The sequence below is a fragment of the Actinokineospora diospyrosa genome (assembly GCF_024171925.1).
Lineage (GTDB): Bacteria > Actinomycetota > Actinomycetes > Mycobacteriales > Pseudonocardiaceae > Actinokineospora > Actinokineospora diospyrosa.
The window spans coordinates 137,176-155,950 of the sequence record NZ_JAMTCO010000014.1; the positions used below are offsets into that span (position 1 = coordinate 137,176).

Here is an 18,775-nt window from a genome sequence, read left to right on the forward strand (position 1 = left end):
AACGGCACCATGCCAGCCAATCCCAACTCGACCGGCAGCGACCAGACCGCTAGCCCCTGCAACGGTGCCGCCACCGAAATCGCTGCTGCCGCAAGCACCATGGCCAGCTACACCTGGCTGGCCACTCCTGGCCGGACCGCCAGCCCCCGACCCGCCAACACACACAGTGCCGGACCCGACAGCCGCGAAGACGCCGACACGAGAATCGACCGCGTGGCCGCCGCGGGCTTCGCGGTGGGCAGCACCCGGGAGGCTGCCGCCCCTGTCCGCGTCGGTCGTAACTCGATCGCGAGCCCGCGTCGCGTCACCCGCCGCATCGGCGTGCACGACACCGGATCCGTCGGTCGTGAAGCCCCCGACACGGGAGCTGACCGCACGGCCGTCGCGGCGGGTAACACCCAGGTGGCTGTCACCTCTGGCTGGGTCGGCCGTAACTGGTTCGCGAGCCCGCGTCGCGCCACCCGCCGCGCCGGTACGCACGGCGCCGGATCCGTTAGCCGTGAAGTCCCCGGTACGAGTGCTGATCGCGTGGCCGCCGTGGGTTTCGCGGTGGGCAGCACGCGGATGTCTGTCGCCTCTGGCCGGGTTGGCTGTAACTGGTTCGCGTGCCCGCGTCGCGCCATCCGCAGCCTTGGCGTATTTAGCACCGCGCCCGTCAGCTGTGGGGCCCCTGGTACGAGAGTTGACCGCGTGGCCGCCGTGGGCTTTGCGGTGGGCGGCACTCGGGTGGCTGTCGCCTCTGGCTGGGTCGGCCGTAGCTGGTTCGCGTGCCCGCGTCGCGCCACCCGCCGCGCCGGTACGCATGGCGCCGGATCCGTCAGCCGAGAAGCCATCGCTACGAGAGCTGACTGCGTGGCCGCGGTGGGTAGCACGCGGGTGGCTGTCGCCTCTGGCTGCGTTGGTCGCGACTGGATCGTGAGCCCGCGTCGCGCCACCCGCCGCGTTGGCGTAGCTAGCACCGTGCCCGACGGTTGTGGAGCCGACACGGGATCGGACGGCGTTTCGGTGGTGCGCGCTGCGATGGGCAGCACTGTGGTGGCTGGTCTTGCCACGGACCACGACCGGATCGCGAGTCCATGCCGCCCCCGCGCGGGAATGTGCGGCCTTGGAACGTCCGGCGCTGGTACTGACGGCGGCAAGGCCGCCAGTGCCGCAGTAGCGGGGAGCATTTGGGTGGTTGGCTCCGTCAGCAAAGACAGTGGCCGGGCCACGAGTCCTCGCTGCGGCACCCGGAGTTCCTGCGTGGGAGCGCACAGCACCGGGATGGCTAGTCGTGAGTGGACTGTGAGCCCTCGTTGCGCTGGTGACGGCCTGGTGTCTGAATCTTGGCTGCAGTCGCCCCGCGTTTCCAGGTTCACTGTGTCTGGCCCGGCGACCACCGCTGAGGCCGTCGTGTCTCCTAGGGGTGGTGCGAGCAGGAGTAGCGCGGCCAAAGCCACGGTGTTCGGTAAGTCGAGCGCCTTCGATGGCATTGCGGTGACCAGCGGGCGGGCGCTGACCTGCCGAGCCGTGCTGCCGTGTGGGACGGCTGAAGTCCGGGCACTGCGGAGCTTGGGTGACGTGAGGCTTGGGTCGGTTGGCAAGCGGAGCATTCCTGGCGGCACCGCGATGGCTGGTAGGCGGGCTAGGTGTAGTTGGTTCACCGGCCGTTGGACTGCGCAGGTCGGCCAGGTCGGGGCTGTCCGTCTAACAGCGCCGCCCCATCGGGCTGTGCTGTCGCGTGGGGCGGCTGTAGTCCGGGTCCTGCGGGGTGTGGGTGCGGTGGGGCTCGGCGTTGGCAAGTGGAGCGTCGCTGGTGGCGCTGCGGTGACCCGTGGGCGGGCCAGATCTAGTTGGGCTACCGGTTGTTGGACTGGGGAGGTTGGCAGGGCCGGGGCGGTCCGCCTAACAGCGCCGACTCGTCGGGTTGTGCTGACTTGTGGGGCTGTGCTGTCGCGCGGGGCGGCTGTAGGCCGGGTATTGCGGGGTGTGGGTGCGGTGGGGGTTGGGTGGGTTGGCGAGTGGGGCGTTGCTGGTGTTGCGGTGGTTGGTGGGTGGGTTAGGTCTAGTTGGGGCACTGGCAGGTGGAGTGGGGGGATTGGCCAGGTTGAGGTGGTCGGCCGGGCTGTGTTGTCTGGGGGGACTGCTGTAGGTCGGGGCAGCGCGGGGGTTGGGCGTGGTGCGGTGGGGTTGGGGTGGGTTGGCAGGCGGAGCTCAGGGGTGTGGGGGTGCCTGGGTGGGACCAAGGCGGCAGGTGGGGGAGTGGGGGCTGGGCAGGCGGCGGTGAGTCGAGGTGGGGGCATGGGGATGCGCAGGTACGGGGGCGGTCGGAGCGGGTTGGTGGTTTCGGCGGGACTAGTGGGAATGGTGGGCAGGGGACAGTGAACGGTGGGCGCGGTAAGGCGGGCGGCGGGCGGGGGAGTGGTGGTCACGGCCACGCCCCGACCGGGCGGGGTGCTGCGGGTGGGGAGCACCGGCGTCGGGTGACGACTTCCGGTGTGGGCAATGTCCGCCGGGGTGGTGGTTCCGGTGGGGGTGCGCACAGCTCGGGCGGGTCCAAGGCCAAGGCGACCGGTCGGCCCAAGGGGCAGGCTGGTGCGCAGGGGCCGTGGCGGGAGGGGATCTCGCCGGGGCGGTTGCGGCGGGTGACCAAGCGGGCGGCCGGCACCGATCACCGGGTGCGGGTGGTGGTGGTGCGGTTCGTGCTGATCGCCTCGCTCGTGGCGGCCGGGCTCAAGCTCGTCCAGGTCCAGGGGTTCGAGGCCGAGGCGCTGGCGGCGCGCGCGGAGAAGCAACGCCGGGAGACGCTGCCCATCCCGGCCACCCGGGGCTCCATTGTGGACCGCAACGGGGTGGAGCTGGCGTTCAGCGTCGAGGTGAAGGCGCTGGCCTACCGGCCCGTCGCGCAGCGCAAGCTGCTGGCCGACGAGGCGGCCAAGCCCCAGGCGAAGAACGTGGTGACCTTCGACGAGGAGACCGCCTCGATCGCCTCGGACATGGCCAGGATCCTGGGCACCCGGGTGTCCGAGCAGGACCTGTTGGCCAAGCTGCGCTCCGAGGACAAGTTCACCTACCTCGACACCGAGGTGGAGCCCGCCAAGGCGCGGGAACTGGTCAAGCTGCACCCCTCGCTCAACGTGGAGGACCGGGCCAAGCGCGAGTACCCCGGCGGGTCGCTGGCCGCCAACGTGCTCGGGTTCGCCAACTGGCGCACCGACGACCCGGACCCCAAGAAGCACAGCCTGCACGGCCTGTTCGGGCTGGAGAGCCTGCGCGACAACCAGCTCGCGGGCACGCCGGGCAGTCAGAAGGTCGAGACCGCCAGCGGCACCGACGTGGTGATCGCGGGCTCCGGCACCAACCTGCAGCCCGCCGTCGACGGCACCGACATCGAGCTGACCATCGACGCCGACCTGCAGTACTTCGTGCAGCAGAAGGCGGCCGAGTACGGCAGGCGCAGCCAGGCCAAGAGCGTCAGCGTCGTGGTGATGGACGCCAAGACCGGGGAGGTCTACGCCCTGGCCAACGACAAGACCTTCGACCCCAACGCGCCGGGTGGCCTGGACGCCAAGCTGCTCAACGACCGCACGGTCACCACGCCCTACGAGCCCGGCTCGGTCAACAAGATCGTCACGGCGATGGGAGCCATCGAGTACGGGGTAACCACCCCGGAGGCGGTGCACTCGGTACCCGGGTCGATCCAGGTCGCCGACCGCAGGGTCGACGACGCCTGGCCGCACGGCCGGATCAACTTGACGACCACCGGGATCTTCGCCAAGTCCTCCAACGTGGGCACGCTGATGCTGGCCGACGAGGTCGGTCAGGACCGCTTCGCCGCGCTGCTGGACAAGCTCGGCATCGGCAAGCGCACCGGTGTCGGCCTGCCCGGGGAGAGCCCGGGCAAGCTGCTGCCGCGCAACCAGTGGTCCGGCAGCACTTTCGGCAACCTGCCCATCGGCCAGGGCTTGTCGATGACCGTGCTGCAGATGGCCGGGATGTACCAGACCATCGCCAACGACGGCGTTCGCGTGCCGCCCAGGATCCTGCGCGCGAAGATCGCGCCGGACGGGACCCGGATCGAGGAGCCGCGACCCGAGGCGGTGCGCGTGGTGAGCCCGGAGACCGCGCGCACGACGCGCGACATGTTGCGCGCCGTGGTGCAGAAGGGCACCAACGGCAACAGCGGCACGGCGCCCGCCGCGGCGCTGACCGGTTACCAGATCTCCGGCAAGACCGGCACCGCGCAGCAGTACGACCAGGCGGCGGGCCGCTACAGCGACTCCAAGTACTGGATCACCTTCGCGGGGATTGTGCCTGCCGACTCGCCCCGGTTCGTGGTGGGCATGGTCTACGACACGCCCGCCTACTCCACTCCGGACGGTCACTCCGCCGCCCCGTTCTTCCACGACGTGGCCTCGTTCCTGACGCAGCGGTACTCCATCCCGCTGTCGTCTGCGCCCGCGCCGGTCGTGCCGCTGGTCGAGCCGTGACGGGGCCGAACGTCCACCGAGGACGCTGAAGGCGGTGTGCGGGAGCGGACCCGGCGACCAGTCGGGCCCGCTCCCGTTTGACGCGCGCCCGGCGCGCTGGATTGAGCTGAACACCTGTTCGACTCTACGCCGATTCGACGGCCGCTGACCTGGGAAAACAAGCACCACTCGATCGTGTGATGGGGACCGCTGGATCGGGGTGGCGCGATCACTGTGCGCTCATCTACCGCATCCCGCCCGGGTCCCGCGATCGAGGGGCCGCGTGGTCGCCCTGCGTGCGCAGGTAGCCTTCCGCGACGTGCCCGCCAAGCTCGAAGGCAAGGCTGTCACAGCGCCGCCTCGCCCCACCCGGATCCAGCCCGTTCCGCTCGCCACCCTGATCGCGCGCGCGGACGCGCGGCTCTCGGCTGGGGACACCACATCGGACGCGGTGTCCGATGTGGCCGTCACGGGCGCGACGCTGCGCGCACAGCACGTCCTTCCCGGAGACCTGTTCGCCGCGCTGCTCGGTGCCCGCGCGCACGGTGCCGACTTCGCCGCCCAGGCGATCGCCGCCGGGGCCGTCGCGGTCCTCACCGACGCCGCGGGCGCTGATCGGCCCGCCGTGCGCGATTCCGGTGTGCCGGTGCTCGTGCACCCCGACCCGCGTGCCGCGCTCGGCCCGCTCGCCGCATGGATCTATGGGGAGCCGTCGTTGGCGCTGAGCGTGCTCGCGGTGACCGGCACCTCCGGTAAGACCACCACCAGCCACCTGGTCGAGTCGGGGCTGGCAGCGGCGGGTCTGACCACCGGGCTGATCGGGACCGTCGAGACCCGCATCGCGGGCAACCGGCTCGCCAGCGCGTTCACCACGCCCGAGGCCCCGGACCTGCAGGCCCTGCTGGCCGTCATGGTTGAGCGCGGCGTCACGCACGTGCCGATGGAGGTCTCCAGCCACGCGCTGAGCCTGGGAAGGGTGGCTGGCACGCGGTTCGCCGTGGGCGCCTTCACCAACCTCTCCCAGGACCACCTGGACTTCCACCCGGACATGGAGGACTACTTCCAGGCGAAGGCCCTGCTGTTCGACGGTCGTTCGACGGCCGAGGTTGTGTGTGTCGACCAGGACTGGGGTCGCAGGCTGGTCCATGAGGGCACGGTGACCGTGTCGACCACCGGCGAGGCCGACTGGACTGCGTCGAACGTGCGGGTCTCCCTCAGCGGCGAGCAGACCTTCTTGATCCACACACCCGGCGGAGCCCGCGTAGAGGCGACCCTGCCGATGCCGGGGACCTTCAACATCGCCAACGCGCTCGTCGCCGCTGCCATCCTGGACAAGGCAGGCATACCGATCGAGGCCATCGTCGATGGGCTCGCCCAGGTTCGGGTACCCGGCCGGATGGAGCGGGTCGCGCTAGGTCAAGACTTCACCGCGGTGGTCGACTACTCGCACAAGCCTGAGGCTGTCGCGCTAGCTCTCGACGCCATGCGGGCGCGCACTGACGGTCGCGTGATCGTTGTGCTCGGCTGCGGTGGTGACCGCGATACCGCTAAGCGCCCGCTGATGGGGGAAGCGGCCGCCCGGCGTAGTGACCTGCTTGTGGTCACCGACGACAACCCGCGAAGCGAGGACCCCGCCACCATCCGCTCGGCGATGCTCACCGGCGCTACCGGGGTACCGGCGGCCGAACGCGGCGAGGTCGTCGACATCGGTGATCGCAGGCGCGCCATCGCCACCGCTGTGGCCAACGCGCGCTCCGGCGACGTGGTGGTCATCGCGGGCAAGGGCCACGAGACCGGCCAAGAGGTCGCGGGCGTGGTCCACCCCTTCTCCGACCGCGACGAGCTCGCCGCGGCCATCCGCGAGCGACTGGGGACGGTGGCTGAATGATCACGTTGACCCTGCGGGAGGTCGCCGACGCCGTCGGCGGCACCCTGCACCAGGCGGACCCCGAAGCGGTGATCACCGGGACGGTCGAGTTCGACTCCCGCGAGATCACCCCGGGCGGGCTGTTCATCGCCCTGCCCGGCGACAAGGTCGACGGCCACGACTTCGCCGCTAAGGCGATCGAGTCGGGCGCTGTCGCCGTCCTCGCCGCACGGGAGGTCGACGCCCCCTCGGTGATCGTGCCTCCGGTGTCTGAGGCGCACACCCGCTCGGTAGCGCTAACTGGTGACAAGGACGGTTCTGGCGCGGCGGTCCTCGCGGCTCTCGGCAGTCTCGCCCGGTACGTCGCCGACAAGCTCACGGCCAGTGGTCTGACGATCGTCGGTGTCACGGGATCTTCGGGTAAGACCTCCACGAAGGACCTCATCGCCCAGGTGCTGGCCCCGCTTGGCCCCACCATCGCTCCTCCAGGATCCTTCAACAACGAACTCGGCCACCCCTGGACCGTGCTGCGAGCGGACGAGCGCACCAAGCACCTCGTGTTGGAGCTGTCCGCGCGCGGGCCGGGCCACATCGCCGCGCTGTGTGACACCGCTCCGCCGCGTATCGGGGCCGTCCTCAACGTCGGTACCGCGCACCTAGGTGAGTTCGGCAGCCGTGAGGACATCGCGCGTACCAAGGGCGAGTTGGTGGAGAAGTTGCCCGAGGACGGGGTGGCGATCCTCAACGCGGACGACCCTCTAGTGGCCGCGATGGCCTCTCGCACCAAGGCACGGGTCGTACTCGTCGGTGAGGCCGAGTCCGCTCACGTGCGCGCTGTCGACATCGTCCTCGACGATCAGGCTCGCGCCAGCTTCCTGCTGCGCACCCCTGTAGGCGAGGCTCAGGTCTCTCTTGGACTGCACGGTCTCCATCACGTGGGCAACGCCCTTACCGCCGCCGCAGTGGCTCTTGAGCTGGGTGCGACGGTGCAAGAGGTGGCGGACAGCCTCAGCGACGCGCAGCGGGTCTCCGCGCGACGGATGGAGGTCGTGACCCGCGCTGATGGCGTCACCATCGTGAATGACGCGTTCAACGCCAACCCCGAGTCGATGCGCGCGGCGCTCAAGACGTTGGCAACGATGGCCCGGTCAGGCAACCGCCGCCGGTCCTGGGCCGTCCTCGGGGTGATGGGCGAGCTAGGCGACGAGTCCGTGCGGGCGCACGACGACATCGGCAGGCTCGCCGTTCGACTGGACATCAACCGCTTGGTGGTCGTCGGCGAGCAGGCTCGCGCGATGCACCAGGGGGCGAGCCTGGAAGGCTCGTGGGGAGAGGAGTCGGTGCTGGTGCCGGACGTCGATGCCGCGGTGGCGCTGGTGCGCGCCGAATTGGCCCCCGGTGACGTAGTGCTCGTGAAGGCGTCGAAGGTGGCCGCCCTGTGGCGGGTCGCCGAGGCGCTGCTGGCGGAGGACACCCGGTGAAAAGCATCCTGATCGCGGCGGCGATCGCCATGGTCATCTCGATCCTGCTGACCCCTTACCTGATCCGGGTCTTCTCCCGGCAGGGCTTCGGGCAGGAGATCCGCGAAGAGGGCCCCGAGGGCCACAAGAGCAAGCGCGGTACGCCCACCATGGGCGGCGTGGCGATCATCATCGCCATGTGGGCCGGTTACGGCACCTCGCACATCGTCAACGCCTGGTCCGGGCGCGGTGATTCACCCACCGCCTCCGGTCTGCTGGTGCTGATGCTGGCCACCGGGTTGGGCCTGGTCGGCTTCCTGGACGACTTCATCAAGATCCGCAAGCAGCGCAACCTCGGCTTGAACAAGACCGCGAAGATGGTCGGTCAGCTCGTCGTGGCGATCGCGTTCGCGATCCTGGCGCTGCGCTTCCCCGACGAGCGGCAGCTGACCCCGGCGTCGGACAACCTGTCCTTCGTCCGTGACATCACCATCGTCTCCTTCGGCGGCATCGGCTTCATCGTCTTCTGCTACCTGGCCGTGTCGGCCTGGTCGAACGCGGTGAACTTCACCGACGGCCTCGACGGCCTCGCCGGTGGCTCCTCGGCGATGGTCATGGGCACCTACGTGGTGATCTCGTTCTGGCAGTTCAGCCACGACTGCTCGCGGGTGGCCGAGCCCGCCTGCTTCGACGTGCGCGACCCGCTGGACCTGGCGATCGTGGCCGCCGCCGCGATGGGTGCCTGCATCGGCTTCCTGTGGTGGAACGCGGCACCGGCCAAGATCTTCATGGGCGACACCGGCTCGCTGGCGCTCGGCGGCCTGGTCGCAGGCCTGTCCATGGCCACCCGCACCGAGCTGCTGATGATCGTGATCTCCGGCCTGTTCGTGGTCGAGATGGTCTCCGTGGTGCTGCAGATCGCGATCTTCCGCACCACCCGGCGGCGGTTGTTCCGGATGGCGCCCTTCCACCACCACTTCGAGTTGGCCGGGTGGGCGGAAACCACGGTCATCATCCGGTTCTGGCTGCTCGCGGGCGTGTGCGCGATGTTCGGCCTCGGCCTGTTCTACGCGGACTGGCTCGCCCTCGGTGGCGGGGTGTGACCGGGACCTTCGCGGGCCTGGTCACCGGACGCGTGCTGGTGGCGGGCGCCGGGGTGACCGGGCGGTCCGTCGCCACCGCGCTGGTGGAGATGGGCGCGGAGGTCACCGTCACCGACGGCAACGCCGAACGGCTGGCTGAGCTGGCCGACACCGGCGCCACGTTGGTACCTGGGCTGACAGAGCCACCTGAGGGAACCTCCCTCGTGGTGACCAGCCCGGGGTGGAAGCCGACCAGTCCGCTGTTGGCGTCAGCGGTCGCCGCGGGCATAGACGTGGTTGGTGAGATCGAGCTGGCGTGGTGGATGTCGGAGCGGTTGCCGCAGCCACCCGCGTGGCTCGTGGTCACGGGCACCAACGGCAAGACCACGACCGTTGGCATGCTCGCCGAGATCCTTCGGGCTGGTGGGCACAACGCGATCGCTTGCGGCAACGTAGGCCTAACGGTGATCGACGCGATCCGCGCTGGACATTCGGTACTCGCGGTAGAGCTGTCGAGCTTTCAGTTGCACTGGCAGCGCTCACTGCGTGCCCATGCCGCCGTTGTGCTCAATCTCGCCGAGGACCACCTCGACTGGCATGGCTCTATAGAGGAGTACGCCAAGGCCAAGGGCCGGGCCTACGCCGGTGCCAAGGTCGTGGTGCGCAACATCGCCGACGAGTGGTCGACCAACCTGGCCGCCGAGCACGAAGGCACCCCGGTGGGGTTCGGGCTCGGCGTCCCGCGTCCCGGCGAGCTCGGTCTGGTCGAGGACCTTCTGGTGGACCGGGCGTTCGTCGAGGACCCGGCCGCCCAAGCGGAGGAACTCGCCGAACTCGCGGACCTCAACGTGCTTGGCTCGCACAACGTCGCCAACGCTCTTGCCGCCGCCGCGCTCGCCCGCGCCTACGGGGTGTCACCAGAGGCCGTTCGCGCGGGTCTGCGCGCGTTCCAACCGGGTGCGCACCGGGCAGTCCACCTCGGCGAGGTCAACGGCGTCTCTTACGTCAACGACTCCAAGGCGACCAACCCGCACGCGGCGGGTGGGTCTTTGCTCTCGTTCGAGTCCGTGGTGTGGATCGCCGGTGGTTTGCTTAAAGGCGCGACCGTGGATCAGCTGGTCGAGGCGGTCGCCGGGCGGCTGCGCGGTGTCGTGCTGCTGGGCGCCGACGCCGACGTGTTCGCCGCCTCGCTGGCGCGACACGCCCCGGATGTCCCCGTGCGGCGGGTGGCCTCGGGAGACCATGACCCCATGATCGCAGCGGTCAGCGCGGCAGGCGCCATGGCACGTCCGGGTGATGTCGTGCTGCTCGCGCCCGCTGCCGCCTCCATGGACATGTTCCGCGACTACGCCCACCGAGGGGACACCTTCGTCGCGGCGGTCGCCCAGTTCGCCCAGGTTGGCGAGGACGACGGCGCTACCGGGGTGCGGTGATGGCCGCCCACGATACGGCCACCGCCCCGAGCGCAGCGGCTGCGCGGACGCAGAGGGCTCCTAGGCGGGCCCACGCCGTTCGCACCGCGCTCACCGCCTGGCTGGGGCGTCCGCTGGCCTCGTTCCACCTGGTTCTGGCCGTGTTCGGTTTGCTCACCGTGCTCGGCTTGGTGATGGTGCTGTCAGCGTCGTCCGTGGTTTCCCTCAACACACCAGGGTCCGGGCTCTACACGGTCTTCAAGAAGCAGCTGCTGTATGTCCTGATCGGCACGGTGCTGTTCTGGATAGGCCTGCGCGTTCCTCTTGAACGCATTCGAGCCATGAGCCCCACCGCGCTCGCGATCAGCATCTTGCTGCTGATCGCCGTTCTTACACCGCTCGGCACCACGCTGAACGGCACGCAGAGCTGGTTCAAGTTCGGGCCCTTCTCCTTCCAGCCCGTCGAGGTCTGCAAGCTCGCGTTGGCGCTGTGGGGCGCGCACGTGCTGGTGCTTAAGAGAGCTGTTCTGCACCGGTACCGCCACCTACTGGTGCCTGTCGTGCCCGTCGCCCTGCTGATGTTCGCGCTGGTCATGCTGCAGCCTGACCTCGGCGGCACGATCACCCTCGGTGTGGTCTTGATCGCGCTGCTCTGGTTCGCCGGGGCCCCACTGCGCCTCTTCGGCGCACTCGCTCTCGGTGGCCTCGCCGGTGTCGCGCTCTTGGCGGTGGGGACCAACTACCGCCTTGTACGGGTGCTGAGCTTCCTCAGCCCCGAAGAGGACATCAAGGGCACCAGTTACCAGGCGTTGCAGGCCAAGCTAGCGCTCGCCGACGGCGGTTTGTTCGGCCGTGGTCTTGGGCAGGGGTCGTCCAAGTACAGCTACCTGCCCAACGTGCATAACGACTTCATTTTCGCCCTCATCGGCGATGAACTCGGCTTCCTGGGCTGCGGTCTGGTGCTCGGGCTGTTCGCGATGCTCGCGGTGGTGGGCATGCGCATCGCCACCCGCAACATCGACCCGTGGGTCCGGATGGTGGCCGCGACGCTCACCGTCTGGCTGGTCGCCCAGGCCGCGATCAACATCGGCTACGTCGTCGGGATCCTCCCGGTCACCGGCATCACGCTGCCGCTGATCTCCTCGGGTGGTACCTCGATCGTGGTCACCATGCTGGTGTTCGGCATCCTTGCCAACTGTGCGCGCCACGAGCCGGAAGCCGTGTCCGCACTACGCTCACAGGGCCCCGGCAGGTTCGGCAAGCTGATGAAGCTGACCGCGCCAGAGCCCTACAAGCCACCTAAGAAGCGCAAGCCCGCCCGGCCCACCACCCCGCCCAGGGGGAGCTCGCAGCGGCGGGGTGTGCCGCAGGCCGAACCACGTAAGCGCGCGCCGGAGCGACAGGGATATTCACGGGCGGGTGGTGCGAACCTTGCCCGACAGAAGACAAGCCGCGGTAATCCGCGGAACTCCAAAGGAGGACGTCGTTGACCGTTGGTCCCACCGGTGCAAGTCAGCCCACCCGCACGGGTCCGTGCGTGGTGATCGCGGGGGGTGGCACTGCCGGGCACATCGAGCCCGCTCTGGCACTGGCCGACGCGGTCATGAGGCTGCGCCCGGACGCCCGTGTCGTCGCCCTGGGGACCGAGCGCGGCTTGGAGAAGACCATCGTCCCCGCGCGGGGCTACCCGCTGGAGATGATCCCGCCGGTCCCCATGCCCCGTAAGCCCAATGTCGACCTGTTGAAGCTGCCATTGAAGGTGCGCTCCGCGGTCAAGACCACCCGCGAGGTCCTAGAGCGGGTCGGCGCGGACGTGGTTGTGGGCTTCGGCGGCTACGTCGCCCTCCCCGCATACCTCGCCGCGCGTGGCCGCGTGCCGATCGTCGTGCACGACTCCAACGCCAAGGTTGGCCTGGCCAACAAGGTCGGAGCCCGCTTCGCCGAGCGGGTCGCGGTCGCCGTCGACGACTCCGGCCTGCCCGGCGCCGAGGTCATCGGCATCCCGCTGCGCGAGTCGATCATCAACCTCGACCGCGCCGCACTGCGCGCCCAGGCCCGTGCGTTCTTCGGCCTCGACCCGCACGCGCCGACCCTGCTGGTGTTCGGCGGTTCGCAGGGTGCCCGATCCATCAACACCGCCGTGTCCGGCGCGGCGCGGCAGTTCGCCGACGCGGGCATCGGGGTCCTGCACGCGCACGGCCCCAAGAACACCTTCGCGGTGCAGGCAGTGCCCGGTTCGCCTGCGTATGTCGCCGTGCCTTACCTGGAGCGGATGGACCTCGCCTACGCCGCCGCCGACGCGGCTCTGTGCCGCTGCGGCGCCATGACCGTCGCCGAGGTGTCCGCGGTAGGTCTACCGGCGGTGTACGTGCCGCTTCCGCACGGCAACGGGGAGCAGGCTCTTAACGCGCGTCCGGTGGTCAACGGTGGCGGCGCTGTGCTTGTTGATGACGCTGACCTCACCGCGGCCAAGGTGGCGGAATTGGTCATCCCGATGCTGACCGACCCACGCCGCCTGGCCTCGATGAGCACGGCGGCCCAAGGCACCGGGCACCGTGAGGCAGCCGACGTGCTGGCCCGCATGGTCCTCGACGCCGCGGCCAAGGGTGTGTCGTGACCAGCACAGTGACGGGTCCGCTGGAGCGCGCGCACCTGATCGGCATCGGCGGGGCCGGGATGAGCGGGATCGCCCGCATCCTCCTCGCGCGGGGGGCCGCGGTGTCGGGATCCGACGCCAAGGAGACCCGCACGTTCCTGACCCTGCGCGCTCAGGGCGCGCAGATCGCGGTCGGGCAGGTGGCCGAGAACCTCGACCTGCTCCCCGGTGGGCCTACCGCGGTGGTTGTGTCCACCGCGATCAAGGACACCAACCCTGAGTTGGTCGAGGCGCGCAAGCGCGGGCTGACCGTCCTGCACCGCTCGCAGGCGCTGGCTGAGCTGATGGTGGGCCACCGGGTGGCCTGCGTCGCGGGCACACACGGCAAGACCTCCACCACGTCGATGCTCACGGTGGCGCTCCAGCACTGCAGGCTCGATCCGTCGTTCGCCATCGGTGGCGACCTCAACGAGTCCGGTGCCAACGCCCACCACGGCACCGGTGGCAGTTTTGTGGCCGAGGCGGACGAGAGTGACGGATCGTTCCTGGTCTTCTCCCCGTCCGTGGCGGTGGTGACCAACGTCGAGGCCGACCACCTCGACCACCACGGCACTGTCGAGGCCTACGTCGCTGTCTTCGACGCCTTCCTCGGCCGGATCACCCCCGGCGGCGTGCTTATCGCGTGCGCGGACGATCCCGGCGCCGCCGCGCTCGCCGAGCGTGCTCAGGCCAAGGGGATCCGGGTGCGTCGTTATGGCCGCCTGGCGACCGGGCCTGAGGACGCCACCCTCCTCGATTACCGCCCGGCAGACGGTGGCGGCCACGCCAGGCTCACCTTGGACGACCAGGAGATCGAGCTCGGGGTAGCCGTACCTGGCGAGCACATGGCGGGTAACGCCATCGCCGCCCTCCTTGCCGGCCTTGAACTGGGCGCTCCACTGGCCGAGTTGGGCGAGGGCATCGCCGCCTTCGGTGGAGTTCGTAGGCGCTTCGAGTACAAGGGCACCGCCGCGGGCGTACGCGTCTACGACGACTATGCCCACCACCCCACCGAAGTCGACGCCCAACTGAGGGCAGTACGTCCGGCGGCGGACGGGGGACGTGTGGTGGTCGTGTTCCAGCCGCACATGTACTCGCGAACCGAGACCTTCGCGACCGAGTTCGGTACTGCGCTGGGGTTGGCCGACGAGGTCGTAGTGCTGGACGTGTTCGGTGCCCGCGAAGAGCCCAAGCCCGGCGTCAGCGGCCACCTCGTCGCGGACGCGGTACCGCTACCCCCGGAACGGGTGCACTACGAGCCCGCGTTCGACCGTGTCCCGGCGTTGGTCGCGGGCCTGGTCAAGGCGGGTGACCTGGTGCTGACCATGGGCGCGGGTGACGTGACCATGCTCGGCCCGGAGGTGCTCGCTGCCTTGGAGCGCCAGTCGTGACTGACACCGTCCCCGGCGGACGACGCCCCCGGCGCAGGCCACGGGGCGCTAAGCGGCCCGCGCGCAGGCGCGTGCAGCGCCGCTACCTCGTCCGCCGGTGGACGGTGCTCGGATCGCTGCTCGCGGTCACCGGGCTGGTCGTGCTCATCTTCTTCACCCCGGTGCTCGGTGCCAACACCGTTGAAGTCACCGGCATCAAGGACCTCACCGCCGACGAGGTCCGCGCGGCCGCCGCGATCGAGCCGGGCACCCCGTTGGCCCGCTTGGACGCCGACGAGATCGCCGAGCGGGTCCGCCAGTTGCCCCGGGTCGGAGCGGTCGATGTCCGCCGCTCCTTCCCGGCCACGGTCGAGCTCGTCATCACCGAGCGCACGCCGGTAGCGGTCATCGTCCGCGACGACGGGGCGCACTTGCTCGACGCGAGCGGTGTCGACTACGGCACGATCAAGGCAGCCCCGCCCGGCCTGCCGACCCTCGACGCGAGCGGCGAGTTCGCCACCAAGGCGGCCACCACCGTGCTCGCGACGATCCCGCCGCAGCTGAGCGAGATCGTGGTGGCGGTGACCGCCCGCACACCGACCGATGTCCGGCTCACCCTCGCCGACCAGCGGGTCGTCAAGTGGGGCGACGCCGAGAACGTCCCGCACAAGGCGGCCGTGCTCGGTGCGCTGCTGACCCAGAAGGGCAAGACCTTCGACGTCGCCGCCCCGGACTTCCCCACGATCTCGTGACCCGCCTCCCGCTGTGGTCTTATGCCCCGCCCCCGGTCCACAACCTCCTGAGCTGTCCACAGGGGACGCAAATGCGGTGCGCGGCCGCTCCCCGGTCCACCACACTGCGCACATGACCGACACCTCCGCCCAGGACACCCGGGTAGACCCCCCGTTCCACGGCGACGAACGTGAATTGTTGTCCGCCTTCTTGGACTACCTGCGCGGCACGATCGCGCACAAGTCCGCGGGATTGTCCGAAGAAGACACTCACCGCTCAGTGCTGCCCTCACCGCTGATGACCGTCGCCGGGCTCTTGTCCCACCTGCGCTGGGTCGAGGCGTACTGGTTTGAGGTGGCTCTTAGCGGCCAACCCGATCGTGCGCCCTATAGCGCTGAGCACCCCGACGGAGAGTTCGAGATCGCGGCGAACCTCACGACCGCCGAGCTGCTCGCCGACTACGCCGGGCAATGCGAGCGCAGCCGGGAGATCACCGCCGGCCTCGGGCTCGACGACACCGTGGCCTTCCGCGACGGCAAGCGGCTCAGCCTGCGCTGGGTGCTCATCCACATGGTCGAAGAGACCGGTCGGCACGCGGGTCACCTCGACGTGATCCGCGAGCTGCTCGACGGTGCCACCGGCGAGTGAACCGGGTACTTGCACGGTCGGTGACCAACAACCGGGAGCCCGCACGGCGTGGCGGCTGGATCGCGGCCAGTCCTATGCCTACCTTCCTTGCCAGGTCCGGGGTTGACATAACTCTCACTCTCTGGTTGAGGTCGAGGGTTCCCCGGGCCGGGCACCCGCACTGATCTCGACCTCTCAAGACGACCCGCAGAAGACGACAAGGAAGGCGGCTTCGATGACGCCCCCGCACAACTACCTCGCCGTGATAAAGGTCGTCGGCATCGGTGGCGGCGGTGTGAACGCCGTCAACCGGATGATCGAGGTTGGTCTCAAGGGTGTCGAGTTCATCGCGGTGAACACCGACGCGCAGGCGCTGCTCATGTCCGACGCCGACGTCAAGCTCGACATCGGCCGGGAGCTGACCAGGGGCCTCGGCGCGGGCGCCAACCCCGAGGTCGGGCACAAGGCAGCCGAGGACCACCGCGAGGAGATCGAGGAGGTCCTCAAGGGGGCCGACATGGTCTTCGTGACCGCGGGTGAGGGCGGCGGCACCGGTACCGGCGGCGCCCCCGTGGTCGCCTCCATCGCCCGCAAGCTGGGCGCGCTCACCATCGGCGTGGTCACCCGCCCGTTCTCCTTCGAGGGCAAGCGGCGGGCCCGCCAGGCCGAGGACGGCATCACCGAGCTGCGCAACGAGTGCGACACGCTCATCGTCATCCCCAACGACCGGCTGCTGCAGCTCGGCGACGTCGGCGTGAGCCTGATGGACGCCTTCCGCTCCGCCGACGAGGTGCTGCTCTCCGGTGTCCAGGGCATCACCGACCTGATCACCACCCCCGGTCTGATCAACCTGGACTTCGCCGACGTCAAGAGCGTCATGTCCGGCGCGGGCAGCGCGCTGATGGGCATCGGCTCGGCGCGCGGCGAGGGCCGCGCGGTGACCGCCGCGGAGAAGGCGATCAACTCGCCGCTGCTCGAGGCATCGATGGACGGCGCGCACGGCGTGCTGCTGGCCATCGCAGGTGGCTCCGACCTGGGCCTGTTCGAGATCAACGAGTCCGCGTCGCTGGTGCAGGAGGCCGCCCACCCGGAGGCCAACATCATCTTCGGCACGGTCATCGACGACTCGCTCGGCGACGAGGTCCGGGTCACCGTGATCGCCGCGGGCTTCGACAGCGGCGGCCCGACGCACAAGAAGCTGGACCCGACCGCCTTCGGCACCAAGGGCTCCCAGCACACGACGGCGTCCGCGCAGGCCGGGCAGGTCAATACCCAGCCCCAGCAGCCCCCGGTCGCGCACACCGCGCACCCGCCGCAGCCGGAGCCCGCTCCCGCCCAGCCGGTGTCCCTGCCGGAGCAGGGCTACCAGCAGCAGCCTGTGCAGCACCAGCAGCAGGTCCAGCACCAGCACCAGCAGCCGGTGCACCAGCAGCCCGCTCAGCAGCAGGCCCCGACCTACCGCCAGGACTACGCCCAGGGCGGCGCACCCGCGCAGCCGCTGCCGAGCGTGCGCGCCAGCCACGGCCGGGCTGTCCCGGTCACCGAGGACCCCGACGACGAGGTGGATGTACCGCCCTTCATGCGGCGGTAGCTCCCCTGGCTCCCCGAGGACGCTAGGTTTGGGATGTAGGTACTCCTAGCGGTGTGGGGTGTGGTGTGCGGATTCGACGCGTGGTCACGACACGCGAAGGTGGGGCGTCCACGGCGCCCTACGACACGTTCAACCTGGGCGACCACGTAGGTGATGACCCGGCGGCCGTCTCCGCCAACCGCGACCGGTTGGCAGGCGAACTCGGTCTGCCCGCCGACCACCTCGTGTGGATGGAGCAGGTGCACGGCCGCACCGTCGGCGTCGTCACCGGCCCGGTCGAGGACAAGCTCGAGGCCACCGATGCGGTCGTGACCGCGCGGCCCGGCCTCGCCCTCGTCGTGCTCGTCGCCGACTGCGTCCCCGTCCTGCTGGCCGACCCCGAAGCCGGGGTCGTCGGCGCCGTGCACGCGGGTCGGGTAGGCGCGAGGGTCGGCGTCATCCCCGCCGCGCTGGAGGCGATGGCAGGTGCGGGGGCCGACGTCCAGCGCGTTGAGGTCCTGTTGGGCCCCTCCATCTGCGGCGAGTGCTACGAGGTGCCGCAGGACATGCAGACCGATGTGGAGAAGCACCTGCCCGGCACCGCGTGCCGCACCCGCAAGGGCACGCCCGGGCTGGACCTGCGGGCAGGCCTGTGGCGCCAGCTCGCGGACGCCGGGGTCGCCCGCATCGGGATGGACCCGCGGTGCACCAACGAGGACCGCGCGCTGTTCAGTCACCGCAGGGAAGGCACCACTGGGCGATTGGCCGCCGTCACCTGGGTCGAGCCGTGACGGACCGGTCAGCCGAGATCGCGGCGAACCTCGCCGACGTCCGGGCCCGGATCGACGCCGCGTGCGCCAAGGCCGGGCGCGACCCCGCCGACGTGCGCCTGCTGGCGGTCACCAAGACCTTCCCGGTGCAGGACGCGGCCACCCTGGTCGACCTCGGCGTGCTCGACCTGGCCGAGAACCGCGAGCAGGAGGCCGGGCCCAAGGCCGAGGCGATGGCCGACCTGCGCCCCGGCGCCGCCGTGCGCTGGCACATGGTGGGCCGCCTGCAGCGCAACAAGGCCAGGTCCGTGCTCCGCTGGGCCACCCAGATCCAGTCCGTGGACTCCGACCGGCTGGTCGACGCGCTCGCCAAGGCCACCACCGCCGCGCTCGCCGCGGGGGAGCGCACGGCGCCCCTGGAGGTGCTGCTGCAGGCGAGCGTCGACGGCGACCCCGAGCGCGGCGGTTGCCCGCTCGAGGGCTTGCCCGCACTGGCCGAACGGGTAATTCGATCGAGTGATCTTCGCCTCCGCGGGATCATGGCCGTGGCGCCGTTGGGCATGGAACCTTCGGCCGCCTTCGAACGTCTTGCGGGTGTGGCAGGCAGCCTGCGCGCCGAGTTCCCCTCGGCCGTGGAACTGTCCTGCGGCATGAGTAACGACCTGGAGCAGGCGATCGACTACGGGTCGACGTGCGTGCGTGTCGGAACCGCGCTGCTAGGGGGACGCGGGCTAGCCTCCCCATAGCAAGAACGGGCCCCGGCGGGCAAGATCGCCACCCCCGGGGTTGAGGCTTGCGGGGA

At 70.1% G+C, this 18,775-nt stretch carries 13 protein-coding genes; all 13 read left to right on the forward strand.

Annotated features, from left to right (window positions below; genetic code table 11):
- Positions 1-2,600: 2,600 nt before the first annotated feature.
- The 13 genes from LV75_RS26850 (at position 2,601) to LV75_RS26910 (ending at position 18,719) form a co-directional block, all read left to right on the forward strand.
- Positions 2,601-4,469 carry a peptidoglycan D,D-transpeptidase FtsI family protein gene (locus tag LV75_RS26850; RefSeq protein ID WP_372504239.1) on the forward strand — a complete coding sequence of 623 codons (1,869 nt, stop codon included), beginning with the start codon at positions 2,601-2,603 and terminating at the stop codon, positions 4,467-4,469.
- A gap of 271 nt (positions 4,470-4,740) precedes the next feature.
- Complete coding sequence (locus LV75_RS26855) at positions 4,741-6,336, forward strand: UDP-N-acetylmuramoyl-L-alanyl-D-glutamate--2,6-diaminopimelate ligase (protein WP_253889999.1); 1,596 nt, start codon at positions 4,741-4,743, stop codon at positions 6,334-6,336.
- Positions 6,333-7,796: a UDP-N-acetylmuramoyl-tripeptide--D-alanyl-D-alanine ligase gene (locus tag LV75_RS26860; protein ID WP_253889827.1), complete on the forward strand. Its 1,464-nt coding sequence runs from the start codon at positions 6,333-6,335 to the stop codon at positions 7,794-7,796. Before LV75_RS26855 ends, LV75_RS26860 begins: the two co-directional genes overlap by 4 nt.
- Positions 7,793-8,878, forward strand: coding sequence for a phospho-N-acetylmuramoyl-pentapeptide-transferase (gene mraY, locus LV75_RS26865; RefSeq protein ID WP_253889828.1), 1,086 nt, complete (start codon positions 7,793-7,795; stop codon positions 8,876-8,878). Before LV75_RS26860 ends, mraY begins: the two co-directional genes overlap by 4 nt.
- The gene (gene murD, locus LV75_RS26870; RefSeq protein ID WP_253889829.1) at positions 8,875-10,290 is read left to right on the forward strand and encodes a UDP-N-acetylmuramoyl-L-alanine--D-glutamate ligase; all 1,416 of its coding nucleotides are present in this window, start codon (positions 8,875-8,877) and stop codon (positions 10,288-10,290) included. Before mraY ends, murD begins: the two co-directional genes overlap by 4 nt.
- Positions 10,290-11,759: a putative lipid II flippase FtsW gene (gene ftsW, locus LV75_RS26875; protein WP_253889830.1), complete on the forward strand. Its 1,470-nt coding sequence runs from the start codon at positions 10,290-10,292 to the stop codon at positions 11,757-11,759. The genes murD and ftsW overlap by 1 nt, the downstream gene beginning before the upstream one ends.
- Entirely contained in the window at positions 11,756-12,886 is a 1,131-nt protein-coding gene (gene murG / locus LV75_RS26880; RefSeq protein WP_253889831.1) for an undecaprenyldiphospho-muramoylpentapeptide beta-N-acetylglucosaminyltransferase, read from the forward strand. Before ftsW ends, murG begins: the two co-directional genes overlap by 4 nt.
- Positions 12,883-14,295 carry a UDP-N-acetylmuramate--L-alanine ligase gene (gene murC, locus LV75_RS26885; RefSeq protein WP_308211046.1) on the forward strand — a complete coding sequence of 471 codons (1,413 nt, stop codon included), beginning with the start codon at positions 12,883-12,885 and terminating at the stop codon, positions 14,293-14,295. The genes murG and murC overlap by 4 nt, the downstream gene beginning before the upstream one ends.
- Entirely contained in the window at positions 14,292-15,026 is a 735-nt protein-coding gene (locus LV75_RS26890; protein ID WP_253889832.1) for a cell division protein FtsQ/DivIB, read from the forward strand. Before murC ends, LV75_RS26890 begins: the two co-directional genes overlap by 4 nt.
- Positions 15,027-15,138: 112 nt before the next feature.
- Positions 15,139-15,654, forward strand: a complete 516-nt coding sequence (locus tag LV75_RS26895) for a DinB family protein (protein ID WP_253889833.1) — start codon at positions 15,139-15,141, stop codon at positions 15,652-15,654.
- Between the two features lie 214 nt (positions 15,655-15,868).
- Entirely contained in the window at positions 15,869-17,224 is a 1,356-nt protein-coding gene (gene ftsZ / locus LV75_RS26900; RefSeq protein ID WP_253889834.1) for a cell division protein FtsZ, read from the forward strand.
- A gap of 65 nt (positions 17,225-17,289) precedes the next feature.
- On the forward strand, positions 17,290-17,994 hold the full coding sequence (pgeF, locus tag LV75_RS26905; protein WP_253889835.1) for a peptidoglycan editing factor PgeF: 705 nt from the start codon (positions 17,290-17,292) through the stop codon (positions 17,992-17,994).
- A complete protein-coding gene (locus LV75_RS26910; RefSeq protein ID WP_253889836.1) occupies positions 17,991-18,719 on the forward strand; it encodes a YggS family pyridoxal phosphate-dependent enzyme in 729 nt (242 codons plus the stop codon). The genes pgeF and LV75_RS26910 overlap by 4 nt, the downstream gene beginning before the upstream one ends.
- Positions 18,720-18,775 lie beyond the last annotated feature (56 nt).

Excerpts from the sequence above, each read along its gene's own strand:
- ftsW (WP_253889830.1), top strand. The coding sequence starts at position 10,290 with ATGGCCGCCCACGATACGGCCACCGCCCCGAGCGCAGCGGCTGCGCGG.
- LV75_RS26895 (WP_253889833.1), top strand. The coding sequence starts at position 15,139 with ATGACCGACACCTCCGCCCAGGACACCCGGGTAGACCCCCCGTTCCAC.
- ftsZ (WP_253889834.1), top strand. The coding sequence starts at position 15,869 with ATGACGCCCCCGCACAACTACCTCGCCGTGATAAAGGTCGTCGGCATC.
- LV75_RS26860 (WP_253889827.1), top strand. The coding sequence starts at position 6,333 with ATGATCACGTTGACCCTGCGGGAGGTCGCCGACGCCGTCGGCGGCACC.